The 12,129-nt window shown below is 57.1% G+C and carries 14 protein-coding genes; 5 read left to right on the top strand and 9 right to left on the bottom strand.

Going from position 1 to position 12,129, the window contains the following annotated elements; genetic code table 11:
* Window positions 1-501: a hypothetical protein gene (locus tag GS632_RS03735; RefSeq protein ID WP_171174345.1), complete on the bottom strand. Its 501-nt coding sequence runs from the start codon at window positions 499-501 to the stop codon at window positions 1-3.
* 228 nt (window positions 502-729) lie between these two features.
* Between GS632_RS03735 and GS632_RS03730 the strand changes: the two genes are divergently transcribed.
* A complete protein-coding gene (locus GS632_RS03730; protein ID WP_171721383.1) occupies window positions 730-1,698 on the top strand; it encodes an XdhC family protein in 969 nt (322 codons plus the stop codon).
* Entirely contained in the window at window positions 1,695-2,696 is a 1,002-nt protein-coding gene (locus tag GS632_RS03725; RefSeq protein ID WP_171237489.1) for a molybdopterin-binding protein, read from the top strand. The genes GS632_RS03730 and GS632_RS03725 overlap by 4 nt, the downstream gene beginning before the upstream one ends.
* 38 nt (window positions 2,697-2,734) lie before the next feature.
* On the opposite strand, the gene GS632_RS03720 is transcribed toward GS632_RS03725, so the two are convergent.
* A complete protein-coding gene (locus GS632_RS03720; protein ID WP_253284422.1) occupies window positions 2,735-3,619 on the bottom strand; it encodes a MurR/RpiR family transcriptional regulator in 885 nt (294 codons plus the stop codon).
* 103 nt (window positions 3,620-3,722) lie between these two features.
* Between GS632_RS03720 and GS632_RS03715 the strand changes: the two genes are divergently transcribed.
* Together GS632_RS03715 and GS632_RS03710 are read left to right on the top strand one after the other, a co-directional pair.
* Complete coding sequence (locus GS632_RS03715) at window positions 3,723-4,496, top strand: 3-keto-5-aminohexanoate cleavage protein (RefSeq protein WP_171237491.1); 774 nt, start codon at window positions 3,723-3,725, stop codon at window positions 4,494-4,496.
* The gene (locus tag GS632_RS03710) at window positions 4,493-5,809 is read left to right on the top strand and encodes an aspartate aminotransferase family protein (RefSeq protein ID WP_171721385.1); all 1,317 of its coding nucleotides are present in this window, start codon (window positions 4,493-4,495) and stop codon (window positions 5,807-5,809) included. Before GS632_RS03715 ends, GS632_RS03710 begins: the two co-directional genes overlap by 4 nt.
* 68 nt (window positions 5,810-5,877) lie before the next feature.
* On the opposite strand, the gene infC is transcribed toward GS632_RS03710, so the two are convergent.
* The 7 genes from infC to cobA form a co-directional block, all read right to left on the bottom strand.
* Complete coding sequence (infC, locus tag GS632_RS03705; protein ID WP_171176191.1) at window positions 5,878-6,426, bottom strand: translation initiation factor IF-3; 549 nt, start codon at window positions 6,424-6,426, stop codon at window positions 5,878-5,880.
* A 157-nt stretch (window positions 6,427-6,583) separates the two neighbouring features.
* Entirely contained in the window at window positions 6,584-7,417 is an 834-nt protein-coding gene (locus GS632_RS03700; RefSeq protein WP_171237493.1) for a ferredoxin--NADP reductase, read from the bottom strand.
* 107 nt (window positions 7,418-7,524) lie between these two features.
* Complete coding sequence (locus GS632_RS03695; RefSeq protein ID WP_171174330.1) at window positions 7,525-7,932, bottom strand: DUF934 domain-containing protein; 408 nt, start codon at window positions 7,930-7,932, stop codon at window positions 7,525-7,527.
* Window positions 7,929-8,690 carry a phosphoadenylyl-sulfate reductase gene (locus tag GS632_RS03690; RefSeq protein WP_171237494.1) on the bottom strand — a complete coding sequence of 254 codons (762 nt, stop codon included), beginning with the start codon at window positions 8,688-8,690 and terminating at the stop codon, window positions 7,929-7,931. The genes GS632_RS03695 and GS632_RS03690 overlap by 4 nt, the downstream gene beginning before the upstream one ends.
* A complete protein-coding gene (locus GS632_RS03685; RefSeq protein ID WP_171237495.1) occupies window positions 8,680-10,344 on the bottom strand; it encodes a nitrite/sulfite reductase in 1,665 nt (554 codons plus the stop codon). The genes GS632_RS03690 and GS632_RS03685 overlap by 11 nt, the downstream gene beginning before the upstream one ends.
* A 66-nt stretch (window positions 10,345-10,410) precedes the next feature.
* Window positions 10,411-10,725 carry a DUF2849 domain-containing protein gene (locus tag GS632_RS03680; RefSeq protein ID WP_171174325.1) on the bottom strand — a complete coding sequence of 105 codons (315 nt, stop codon included), beginning with the start codon at window positions 10,723-10,725 and terminating at the stop codon, window positions 10,411-10,413.
* Window positions 10,725-11,501: a uroporphyrinogen-III C-methyltransferase gene (cobA, locus tag GS632_RS03675; RefSeq protein ID WP_171176188.1), complete on the bottom strand. Its 777-nt coding sequence runs from the start codon at window positions 11,499-11,501 to the stop codon at window positions 10,725-10,727. Before cobA ends, GS632_RS03680 begins: the two co-directional genes overlap by 1 nt.
* Window positions 11,502-11,645: 144 nt before the next feature.
* On the opposite strand from cobA, the gene GS632_RS03670 reads away from it, so the two are divergent.
* On the top strand, window positions 11,646-12,128 hold the full coding sequence (locus GS632_RS03670) for an Lrp/AsnC family transcriptional regulator (protein ID WP_171237497.1): 483 nt from the start codon (window positions 11,646-11,648) through the stop codon (window positions 12,126-12,128).
* The last annotated feature ends 1 nt before the right edge of the window (window position 12,129 follow it).

Here is a 12,129-nt window from a genome sequence, read left to right as displayed (position 1 = left end):
TTACGACAGCTGTTCTGCGTTGCACTTGCGCGCCATTTCCATGGCTTTGTATGTGCCAGTCAAGTCGACCGTGAACGCATACGCGGTTTCGGGGAACACGATCATGACTTTTTTCTTGGCCAGATCATCAGCGAATTGGGGGTTGTCAGACAGAACGTAACCGCCCGAATAGCCCTTGGTGATATTACCCTTCATTCCGGTGGCTTCACCCAGATAGATATTGTCGCCAATCAGGATAGCGACTTCTTGCGTTTCGCCCCGTTTGATATCGGTGTCGGCTTTGGTGAACACACCGACATAGCCAACGCCGCGGTCTTCGGTCAGACCCATCTGAACGACGTTTTCCGCATCGTCCACAGCCTCGATCAGGCAGGATTTCTTTTCATTGTCGATAAAGACCTTCCAGCCTTCGACTTCACCATAGCGTTCGAACGTATCAGCCCATGCTGCGGTCGCGGTCAAAAGACCAACCGCTGCGCCCAGTGTTAAAAAACGTTTCAACTGCTTGTCTCCGATATATAAATTTTGGATACGCGGTCTGGCAAAATACCAGTTGCGTGGGCAGGCTAAAACGCGGCCTCCAAACAATCAATCCTATGATTTATTGAATGAGGCCGAGGTTTAGCCGGGTTCGGGAAACAACCGGTATAGACCATTTGGCAAGACGGTGGCGCTTTTCATCGCGCCAATCCTGCCTATGTTGGAGTCGGACGACATCTGGAGGGTCTGATGGAGCGATTCGACAACAGCCCGGAAACGGCTCTGGACTGGCACCGCAGCGGGCGGGGCGCGACCTTGGCTACAGTTGTCGAAACCTGGGGCAGCGCGCCACGGCGTGTAGGATCGCAATTGGTGATCGGTGGAGACGGGCGGATTGAAGGCTCGGTTTCCGGCGGTTGTGTAGAAGGTGCGGTGATCGTTGAAGCGCTTGAAGCCTTGGACGAGGGCGAAGCCCGGCTTTTGGAATTTGGCGTCAGCGATGAGGACGCCTTTGCTGTGGGGCTGGCCTGCGGCGGAACGATCCGTGTTCTGGTCGAACCCATTGGCAAGGTCCTGCCCGAGCCCATGCTGGCAGAATTGGTCGCAGCCCGTGCTGCGCGCGCGCCCGTGGCGTATGAGGTGAACACAAATACTGGACACAGGGCCTTACGTCGCAACGCTTACGCTGATCGGTTGCGCATGGACCGGTCCGGTTTTGAAGAGGACGGCGAGACCTTTGTGGCCGTTCACAACCCGCCTTTGCGTCTGATCGTTGTGGGGGCTGTCCATATCGCACAGGCCCTTGTGCCCATGGCCCGCGTTGCAGGTTACGATCCAGCAATCATAGATCCACGCGATGCCTTTGCGTCCAGTGCACGCTTTCCTGGGGAAACGATTTTGACTGATTGGCCGGACGAAGCGGTCGCCAAGTTGGGGCTGGACGCGCGCACCGCAATTGTACTGCTGACCCATGACCCCAAGCTGGACGACCCGGCGCTGCAGGCGTCACTGGATGCTGGTGTCTTTTACATCGGTGCTCTAGGCTCGACGCGGACCCATGCCAAGCGTGTAGATCGTATGAAAGCCGCAGGGTTCACTGAGGAACAGATCTCCAGAATTCACGGCCCGATCGGATTGGATATTGGTGCTGCGGGACCTGCAGAAATCGCCGTTGCTATTCTGGCTCAGATGACGGCGGTCTTGCGGGGCAAAGCATGAGGTTTGGCCCGGTTCCCGTAGCGCAAGCCGAAGGGGCCATTCTGGCGCATTCGGTGACGGCAGACGGGCGTAAGCTGCGCAAAGGATTGGCATTGCAGCCCGAAGATATTGTGCAGTTGACGCAAGCTGGGCTAAGCGAAGTCATTGTCGCACGGCTTGATCCCGGTGACTGCCATGAGGACGAGGCCGCACGGGCTTTGGCAGCGGCCCTTGCGCCTGAAGCTGCCGCAGCCAACCTGCGCGTGACCGAGGCGTTTACCGGGCGGGTCAACCTTTTGGCCGATGGACCGGGGGTGGCCGTTCTGGATGTCGCTGCGCTTGAGCGGTTCAACCAAGTCAATCCGATGATCACAGTGGCCACGGTACCCCAGCATCAGCAAATGGGACCAGGTGGTATGGTGGCGACCATCAAGGTCATCTCTTACGCTGTGCCCGAAGAGGATGTCCAACGCGCCGCCGCTTTGGCACAGGGCGCAATCCGTTTGGCGCGTCCGGTTCACCAAACAGCCGGACTGATCGTGACGGACATTCCGGGCGGGCCATCGAATGAGAAAGGGATTGCCGCTATTCGGGGCCGGGTCGAGTTGCTGGATATGGAACTGAGTGATGTGCAGATCGTTCCGCACAGGGTCGATGCTCTGGCCAAGGCGGTGTCGCAAAGCGATGGTGATGTTCTGATGATCCTGACAGGATCAGCGACGTCGGACCCGGAAGATGTGGCGCCGTCGGCTGTGCGTCTGGCTGGCGGGCAGGTGGATCGCTTTGGAATGCCGGTGGATCCGGGAAACCTGCTGTTTTTGGGCGCCTTGCGGGATCGCCCGGTCATTGGATTACCCGGATGCGCGCGTTCTCCAGCCTTAAACGGTGCCGATTGGGTTCTGTCTCGGATCGCTTGTGGAATTGAGACTACGGGTGCTGACATAGCAGCGATGGGGGTTGGCGGGCTTTTAAAGGAAATTCCGACCAGACCGCAGCCGCGTGCCAAACGCAAAACCTAGACGTATTGACGTGCGCTGGCCGCATCTCAGCAAGGTTGTCAGAGCTTCCTGAGCTTTGGCAAAACACCGGGCCGCCAATAGGCGCCCGTGTCTTCCCGTGCTTTTTGGTACTGTTCCACGCGTGCCCGGGCGTCCTTGCCACCGGCTTCGAACAAATGCCCGAGCAAACATTCCAACACGGCCATCGCGCCGGAAAAGCTTGAAAATGGGTGCAAAGTTCGGGTGCTGACAGACAGAACCACATCCGGTTCAACCCCGGGCGCGATCACCTCGCTTTCCGACAGCAACACGATGCGCATGGACCGGTCGCGGGCAAAGCGCATCGATTGTATCGTATCGGCGGAATAGGGATGGACGGTGATGGCAAACAGACAATCTTCAGCCGTGGCTTCGACCAAATCGTCAATGGCTGAGCCCATGTGACGGGGCACCAGCTGTAATCCGGGATGGGCCATGCGGCCTGCGTAGTGAAAGTAGTAGGCCAGGGCGTGGCTGGACCGTGTCGCCGTCACGTAACAGCGCCGCGCGGAAACCATGTGCCCAATGGCTTGTTGTGTCAGATGCGGATCCATCAGGCGCAAGGATCGCGAAACCACATTCATCTCGTTCTGAGCGAATTTGACCTGCGCCAGATGAAACGGGTCTTGTCCCGACGGAGCCTCCAACCAGCCTTGCCCCAGCCGGTCTTCGCTGTCAGTTGTCAGAGCGCGGCGAAATGGTTGGCGAAATGCGTCGAAGCTGTCAAAGCCCATGCGCTGCGCAAGTCGTACCAACACGTTTGAACTGATGCCGATTCTGTCCGCTGTTTTACGGATAGGGTTCAGTCCAAAGTCGCCGGGATGGTCGACGATATACTTTGCCGCGACCTGCATTTGCGCAGGCATCTTATCAATCTCGCGCCTCAACTGATCCGTGAGTGCCATCAGGGTAGGGGTCATGGCTAAAATAAAACATATGTTTTCTATAGCGTAAATTGAAAACGTATTGAGTGGAGACTAGCTGCAACCTTGTAAGAGGAAAGAACAGATGAATCCCATCCCTGCCGACGACAGCAAAACCCACTATATTCTAGTCGCGCCCAATGGCGCGCGGCGCACTAAAGCAGATCATCCTGCCCTTCCGGTCACGATAGATCAGATCGTCGAAACCGCGCGGGCCTGCCACCTTGCAGGGGCGCAGGGCATTCATGTTCATGTGCGGGACGCGAATGGTCAGCATTCGCTGGATGCTGGATCGTATCTGGAAACGATCGCCGAGTTGCGCCGCATCGCGCCGAGGTTGGATGTTCAAATAACAACCGAAGCGGCCGGAGTATTTGACGTTCCCGCGCAGCTGGCCTGCTTGGAGCAGGTGCGTCCAGACTGGGCCTCGATTTCGGTACGAGAGATTGCGCGCGACCCCAACCTTGCACCGCGTGTCTATGCGCTTTGTGCTGATCAGGGAACGCGGGTGCAGCATATACTTTACGATGAAGAAGACGCGCGGCTGTTGGACCAGTGGCAGCAGGATGACATTGTCCGTAAGGATCAGACGGACCGGCTGTTTGTTCTGGGACGCTATAGCGAAGGTCAGCAATCTGTACCGGCAGATCTGGATGCCTTCCCGAAATGTCAAAACTATTGGATGGTCTGCGCGTTTGGCGCACAAGAACACGCCTGTCTGGCCGAAGCAGCGCGGCGGGGGGGTGATGTGCGCGTTGGATTTGAAAACAGCCTGACGGGCCCGGATGGCACGCCGTGGGCGGACAACGCGGCTTCGGTCGCGGCTTTGGTTGAACTGCTTGGAAAGGCCAGAACATGAGTCACGTATTCCCACGCCACACCAAATCGGACCTACCCATCGCAGCAGGTGGGGAAGGCTGCTTTCTGATCGACGCCCAAGGCAAGCGGTACCTAGACTGCGGTGACGCGGCCGTGTCTTGCCTGGGGCATTCCAACCCCGCAGTGATCCGCGCCGTGCAGGATCAGGTGGAACAGATCGCCTTTGCCCACAGCGGTTTCATGACCTCTGAACCGGCTGAGGCGCTGGCGGATCTGTTGATCCAGCACGCGCCGGGCGATTTGGACCGGGTCTATTTTGTATCGGGCGGGTCTGAGGCAACCGAGGCGGCAATCAAACTGGCGCGTCAGTACTTTCTCGAGACCGGTCAGCCCGAGCGTCGGCATGTCATCGCGCGAAAACAAAGCTACCACGGCAACACGCTGGGCGCTTTGTCTGCCGGGGGCAACGCCTGGAGGCGTGCTCAGTTCGCACCGATGCTGATTGAGATGACGCATATTTCGGCTTGTTATGAATACGCCGAAAAACCTGAAAGTGAGGGTAGCTTTGACTATGGTCAGCGCGTTGCCAACGAGCTTGAGGCTGAAATACTACGCCTGGGTCCGGACACAGTTATGGCTTTCATGGCAGAACCCGTGGTCGGTGCAACCCTGGGCGCGGTTCCGGCTGTTGAGGGGTATTTCAAACGTATCCGGGAAATCTGCAACCAATACGGGGTGCTGTTGATCCTGGATGAGGTTATGTGCGGTATGGGGCGCACAGGCCATCTGTTTGCCTGCGATCATGACGATGTTGCGCCGGATATTCTGTGCATCGCCAAAGGTTTGGGGGCCGGGTATCAACCGATCGGAGCTATGCTGTGCACCGGGGCGATATATGATGCAATTCGGGATGGGTCAGGTTTTTTTCAACACGGGCACACCTATATCGGTCACCCGGTTGCTACGGCTGCTGCACTCGCGGTGGTCCGTGAACTGACGGAACGGGATTTGCCAGCCCGAGCCGGGGTCATGGGAGACAAAGTGCAATCAGCCCTTGAGGCTGCGTTTGGACAGCACCCGAATGTCGGCGATCTGCGTGGGCGTGGCCTTTTCCGCGGGATCGAGCTGGTGTCCGATCGGGGCACCAAAGCTCCGTTCGATCCGTCTTTGGGCATTGCCGGAAAGGTGAAGAAGGCTGCAATGGCTGAAGGCTTGATCTGTTATCCGATGGCGGGGACACGGGATGGACGTAACGGAGATCACATTCTTCTGGCACCACCTTTTATCATCGAAGACGCGCGGATTGACGAACTTGTCAGCAAATTGGAACGGGCGTTGAGCGCAGTTATCTAACGGCGGTAGAAACGAAAAGGCTCTCGCGGTACTTGCGAGAGCCTTAGATCTTTCAGCCGGTGTTTGGCCTATTTCTGAGGAAGTGGGCCGATCATCATGATCATCTGACGGCCTTCCATCTTTGGCATGTTTTCAATCTTGCCAAGGTCTTTGACGTCCTCAGCAACACGCTCCAGCAATTCGCGTCCCAAGTTCTGGTGCGCCATTTCGCGGCCACGGAAACGCAGGGTCACTTTGACCTTGTCGCCGTTTTCAAGGAACTTGAACACGTTCCGCATCTTTACGTCATAGTCATGGGTGTCGGTGTTGGGCCGGAACTTGACCTCTTTCACCTCGATGACTTTTTGCTTTTTACGGGCTTCGCTTTCGCGCTTTTGTTGTTCGTATTTGTATTTGCCGAAGTCCATGATCTTACAGACCGGTGGGTTCGCGTTGGGCGAAATCTCGACAAGGTCAAGACCGGCATCTGCAGCAAGTTGCATGGCTTTGGCGGGATGAACCACCCCGACGTTTTCACCTTCGGCACCAATTAGCCGAATTTCGGGGGCACGGATTCTGTCATTGACGCGCGGGCCGGTGTCACGTTGTGGCGGCGCGTTGTGAGGTCTGCGAGCTATGGGTTCATTCCTTTGATGATTGCAGAATTTCGAGCCCGGAATTTAAACCGGGCTGCGCCGCACTTCAAGCGGCATAAATACAGGTTGCAGTGAAAAAACTTGTTTTATCGGGTGTTTTTCGCGTTCGAAGCACCAAAGCTTCGAACGCAAATTGGTATTATCCGACAAAGGCTTTCTCGATCACGAATTCCTTTGGCTCGGAATTTGCGCCTTCGCGCAGACCAAACCCTTCAAGGATTTCCTTGATGTCCAGGTTGAAAGCCAAGGAACCGCAAACCATTGCGCGGTCGGTTTCAGGCTTGATGCCGCCTTCGATGCCCAAATCGGCAAACACGGTGCCGTCCTGCAGCAGGGTGGTGATACGGCCCATCTTGGGGCTGTCTTCCCGCGTGGTGGTTGGGTAATAGCGGATTTTGTCAGCGAACCCTTCGCCCATCAGCTCGGCCAGCAATTCATCCTGACGGATGTTTTCGATCAGTTGGCGGCCATATTCCAGTTCCGCGACTTCGCGGCAGGTGTGGGTGATTATAACCTCGTTATAATCCTCATAGGTCTGCGGTTCACGCAGTAGCGAGGCAAATGGCGCGAAACCGGTGCCGGTGGCAAAGAACCACAGGCGTTTGCCAGGCAGCAGGGCGTCATGCACCAGTGTGCCAACCGGCTTGGGGCGTAAAATGATCTGATCGCCGGGTTTGATATGTTGCAGCTTCGAAGTCAGCGGGCCGTTCTGTACCTTGATGGAATAGAACTCCAACTCTTCATCCCAGGACGGCGACGCAATCGAATAGGCGCGCAGCAAAGGTTTTCCGTTGTCGCCCAGCAGGCCGATCATCACGAATTCACCCGAGCGGAATCGCAGCGAGGCAGGGCGCGACACCTTGAAAGAGAACAGGCTGTCAGTCCAGTGCTTCACCTCGGTGACAGTCTGGGCATCTGGCAGTACGGGGGCCTTAACGGCGGTTGCTTCACTCACGGATTTCATCTCTGTCATCATTTCACTGCCGGCCAGCTAAACCGACATCTCCGTTTAATCTTTGATCCAAGTCAGGAAAAGGGGACAGATTGCCCCCCTTGTATCACAAGCTTGTGCGTGCAGTCTTATCCGCGCAGGCGGGCCTGATAGTTATTATCTTGCCAATTGGCGCGGGCCAGCCATTGATCTTCGGGCTGTCGGTCCGCAAGCGCATGATCTATTTCAACCTCGTCGAACCCGCTGCGACGGGCCATGGCGTATTGGTCTGCCAGAACATGGCCTTTGGCGCGCAGGCGGCCTGTATACCCTTTCAGGCGTAGAACGCGTGCAATTGTAAAGCCGCGCCCATCCGCAGAGGAGGGGAAGTCCACACGCACCATCTTGGCGCTGCCCAAACGGTCAATCAGCTCATCCGGGTCGGTGTCCGAGGCCACATCAAGGGCCACTACGTCATTGGCGGCATCATCCAGGGTGACAAAGCCGTCGGTCCAGTCATCAGGCGAAAAGCCCTCATCCGTTACGATTACGTTCATGTTTTCTCTCCGATGCGGATCATTTTGCCATCGACAAAATGGATGCCACATTCTTCCTTGTTCTGATCGCGCCAACGTCCGGCGCGTGGGTCTTCGCCCTCTTTGACCGGCGAGGTGCAGGGCGCACATCCGATCGAAGGGTATCCTTTGGCCACCAGCGGGTGCCGGGGCAGATTGTTTTCGTCCATATAGGTGCGCACGTCTTCGGGTGCCCAATGGGCAAGCGGGTTGACTTTGATCCGGCCCGTGCCGTCTTCGACTTCAAAAAACTCGAGCGCGGCGCGTGTGCCCGACTGAAACCGCTTGCGTCCCGTGATCCAGCCACAATAGCCCGACAGGGCTTTTTGCAGTGGGAAGGTTTTGCGCAGGTTGCAGCAGGCATCTGTATCGCGTAGGCGCAGAGCACTGTAAGGGTCGTCTCGTTGAACGTCTTCTTCATCCGCACGAATGATCTTGACGTTCTTCAGGCCCAAACGCTCGCTGACCTCATGTTGGTATTCCAGCGTTTCAGTGAACAGCAACTGAGTGTCCACGAACAGCACCGGGGTCGCCTTGTCGACCACCGCTGCCATATGCAGCAAGACCACCGATTCCGCACCGAAGCTTGAGACAAGAGCAAGATCGTCGATTTCCTCGATGGCACCATGCATGACATCATGCGCAGAATGGTGGCGGAACCGGGCGTTCAGCGCTCCGACCTTTTCGGTCAGTTCGCTGCGGTCTTTGCCCAGTTCCGTCTGGATCAGATCAAGCGGCATTCGCCCGAGCCTCGGGGTAGAGGGCTGCCTTAAACGGAGCCATGCCAACTCGGCGATAGGTCTCCAGGAAAGTTTCTTCGGCGCTCTCCCGCTGGTTCAGATAGGTGTCGACGATGCGCTCTACGGCGGGCACGATTTCACTATAGGCAAAGCCCGGACCCGTGCGGTCGCCCACGGCCGCTGTCTCGGTGCCGTCGCCGCCCAGAGTGATCTGGTAGTTTTCAACGCCCGCGCGATCCAGCCCCAGAATGCCGATATGCCCCACGTGGTGGTGACCACATGCGTTGATGCAGCCCGAGATCTTGATCTTCAGGTGACCGATATCATGCTCCAGCTTCAGCTCGTCAAACCGGGTCGCGATTTCCTGCGCAACCGGGATCGATCGTGCCGTGGCCAGCGCGCAGTAGTCCATACCGGGGCAGGCGATTATGTCGCTGATCAGGCCGATATTGGCGGTGGCCAGTTCGTATTCCTTCAGCTTCGCGTGGATCGCAGGCAGATCCGATTTGTGAACATGCGGCAGGATCACGTTCTGCTCATGGCTGATGCGCAGCTCGTCATAGGCGAACTCTTCGGCCAGATCGGCCATTACGCGCATCTGTTCGGCCGTTGCATCGCCCGGCGTTGCGCCATGTTTCTTGATCGAGATCGTGACAATCGCGTGGTCTGCGTTTTTATGCGGCGCGATGTTGGTGTCGACCCACGAGCGGAAAACCGGATCGTTGGTGTAGGCGCTTTCAAAAGACGCAACCGAACCTTCGCGGAAGGCAGGTGCCGCAAAGTGATCCTTGATCTCTTCGAGAAGGTTCATGTCAGCACCCTTGAACTGCGGGCGGACCTGCAGGAAACGCTCGTTGACCTTGGCGCGGATGGCGTCGATGCCGTGCTCGTGCACGGTGATCTTGATGCGTGCCTTATATTTGTTGTCACGGCGACCGATCTGGTTCCAGACGGACACAACGGATTCCAAATAGGCCAGCAGATCGTCAAAAGCGACGAAATCCGACAGTTCTTTGCCGATCATTGGCGTACGGCCCAGACCGCCACCAACAATCACACGGGCCCCCAGAACACCGTCACGCTCGACCAGTTGCAGGCCGATATCATGTGCCTTGATGACGGCACGGTCATTTTCCGAACCGGTGATGGCAATCTTGAACTTGCGCGGCATGAACTGGAATTCCGGGTGGTCGGTCGACCACTGGCGCAGAAGTTCTGCATAAGGGCGCGGGTCCGCAACTTCATCCGCGGCTGCGCCAGCAAAGTGGTCTGCGGTCACGTTGCGGATGGTGTTACCCGAGGTCTGAATGGCGTGCATGCCAACTTCGGCCAGCGCGTCCAGCATATCCGGCACGTCGTTCAGCTTGGGCCAGTTGTACTGGATGTTCTGACGGGTGGTGAAGTGGCCATAGCCCTTGTCCCACTTTTCGGCCAACAGCGCCAGTTGGCGCATCTGCGCGCTGGAGAGGGTGCCATAGGGGATGGCGACGCGCAGCATATAGGCGTGCAGTTGCAGATACAGGCCGTTCATCAGGCGCAGGGGTTTGAATTCGTCTTCGGTCAGCGAACCGTCAATGCGGCGCTCGACCTGCGCACGGAATTGCGCGTTGCGCTCTGCCAGAAACTCGTGGTCAAACTCGGAGTAGCGATACATGTCTAGCTGTCCTTGGTTGCAGCCCCGAACCTTGGGGCCATAGAAGGGGAGAGAGGGGGCCTAAGTTCAGGCCCGGGGCTGCGGGGAAGTTTCCTGTTTGCCGTGGGCATAGTTGGACGGACCAGTCCGGCGGAAATCTTCCCGAAAATGTGTAGGCTCAGGGCCGTTTTCGCCTGCAACAGCGTCAGCCAGATATGCACCCACAATCTTGCTGGCCTGCCGGGCGGCGTCCAGCAGACGCACCTGGGCATGCGCTTCGTCAGTGATCAGTTCGGCATCAGACAGATCACGCGACCAGCGGTCATCTTCGGTTTGATAAATCACGTCACCTTCCAGCAAATCATTTGCGGTGACGACTTTGGGGGTAAAAGCGCGGGCCATCAGGCAAGCTCCTTATTGAATTCGGTCACAGCCTGCGCCGCTTCTCGCGGGGCAAGGCCATAGAAAGTCAGGGCCGGGCCGTTCATTTCGGCGGCGGCCAGATCGGTGGGCAACTGGTCCAAAGTGGTGGCCAGAATGCGTTGGTCAGGGCGCGAGGCGTTCTCGATCAGGGTGACGGGTGTAGCGCGATCTGCACCGTGCATGATCAGGCGGCCTTGAATGAACCGGGCCGACTTCTTGCCCATGTAAATTGCAGCAACCGACCCTGAGCGCGCCAGAGCGGCCCAGTCGTGATCAGCAAAGCCTTTCATGTCGTGCCCGGTCAGAAACCGTACCGAAGAGTTGCGGCCCCGGCGTGTCAGGCTTTGCCCGATGCTTGCTACAGCCGCAGACGCAGCGGTAATTCCGGGAATGATCTGCCAGGAAATACCCGCAGACTGAACCGCTTCGATTTCTTCATCCAGCCGACCAAACACAGTGGGGTCCCCTGATTTCAGGCGCACCACGCGGTTACCCTTTTGGGCACAGTCCACCAAAAGCGCGTCGATATCGCTTTGCTTCCAGGACGGACCAAAACCGGCCTTGCCAACATCAACCAGCTCGGCGTGCTGGCCTGCCATGTCCAGAACAGGTGCGCTGATCAGGCGGTCATGCAAAACGATATCAGCCTGCTCAAACGCGGTGAGTGCCTTGAGCGTCAGCAGATCGGGATCGCCGGGGCCAGCGCCGACAAAGTCGACATGTCCTTTGGATCTGATTGTGAGCATGTCCTGCATTGGATCGTCTCGGGTGTAGTTTGACTTGATCAGCAATATAGGAAATATTCCCGTCAAAGCGCCATATGGGCGTCGAAATAAGAACATTAGTTCCGCATGCGTTGAAAAATGGAACGAAAACCTCGAATTGGAAGGAATACTGGAATGTCGGTTCGAATAGACGAAACGGATCGGAAAATTCTGGCCGAGCTGCAACGTGATGCGGGTCAGTCACTGGACGAAATTGCGGTCCGTGTGGGCAGTTCCAAGACCCCGGTCTGGAATCGAATCCGTAAGCTAAAAGGGGCAGGTATCATTGGGCAGCAAACGGTTTTGCTGGATGCCGAAGCGCTTGGGTTCGAGGCGACATTTTTTGTCTTGATCCGTACGTCGGAGCACGAGGCTGAATGGCAGCGCAAGTTTCTGAAAGCGTTGCGCGATCACCCCGAAGTGCAAGAGGCACACAGGTTGGCTGGCGACATCGACTACATCCTCAAGGTCAGGGTCAAGAATGCACGTGCCTATGACGTGTTCTATCAATCGCTTATCTCTGAAGTGCGGGTCCACAACGTGACGGCGCTTTTGTCGATGGAGGAAATAAAATCCACAACAATGCTGCCGTTGAACGCGTTGGTTGAGAAGGCATAAA

This window comes from Ruegeria sp. HKCCD7296, assembly GCF_013110775.1.
GTDB lineage: Bacteria > Pseudomonadota > Alphaproteobacteria > Rhodobacterales > Rhodobacteraceae > Ruegeria.
Note: the sequence above shows the minus strand (reverse complement) of the source record. Positions and strands in the feature narration are given on the sequence as shown.

What these genes read in the sequence shown, in the direction of transcription:
- GS632_RS03730 (WP_171721383.1), top strand. Translation starts at nt 730, where the DNA reads ATGGAGCGATTCGACAACAGCCCGGAAACGGCTCTGGACTGGCACCGC.
- GS632_RS03725 (WP_171237489.1), top strand. Translation starts at nt 1,695, where the DNA reads ATGAGGTTTGGCCCGGTTCCCGTAGCGCAAGCCGAAGGGGCCATTCTG.
- GS632_RS03720 (WP_253284422.1), bottom strand. Translation starts at nt 3,619, where the DNA reads ATGGCACTCACGGATCAGTTGAGGCGCGAGATTGATAAGATGCCTGCG.
- GS632_RS03715 (WP_171237491.1), top strand. Translation starts at nt 3,723, where the DNA reads ATGAATCCCATCCCTGCCGACGACAGCAAAACCCACTATATTCTAGTC.
- GS632_RS03710 (WP_171721385.1), top strand. Translation starts at nt 4,493, where the DNA reads ATGAGTCACGTATTCCCACGCCACACCAAATCGGACCTACCCATCGCA.
- GS632_RS03700 (WP_171237493.1), bottom strand. Translation starts at nt 7,417, where the DNA reads ATGACAGAGATGAAATCCGTGAGTGAAGCAACCGCCGTTAAGGCCCCC.
- GS632_RS03695 (WP_171174330.1), bottom strand. Translation starts at nt 7,932, where the DNA reads ATGAACGTAATCGTAACGGATGAGGGCTTTTCGCCTGATGACTGGACC.
- GS632_RS03690 (WP_171237494.1), bottom strand. Translation starts at nt 8,690, where the DNA reads ATGCCGCTTGATCTGATCCAGACGGAACTGGGCAAAGACCGCAGCGAA.
- GS632_RS03685 (WP_171237495.1), bottom strand. Translation starts at nt 10,344, where the DNA reads ATGTATCGCTACTCCGAGTTTGACCACGAGTTTCTGGCAGAGCGCAAC.
- GS632_RS03680 (WP_171174325.1), bottom strand. Translation starts at nt 10,725, where the DNA reads ATGGCCCGCGCTTTTACCCCCAAAGTCGTCACCGCAAATGATTTGCTG.
- cobA (WP_171176188.1), bottom strand. Translation starts at nt 11,501, where the DNA reads ATGCAGGACATGCTCACAATCAGATCCAAAGGACATGTCGACTTTGTC.
- GS632_RS03670 (WP_171237497.1), top strand. Translation starts at nt 11,646, where the DNA reads ATGTCGGTTCGAATAGACGAAACGGATCGGAAAATTCTGGCCGAGCTG.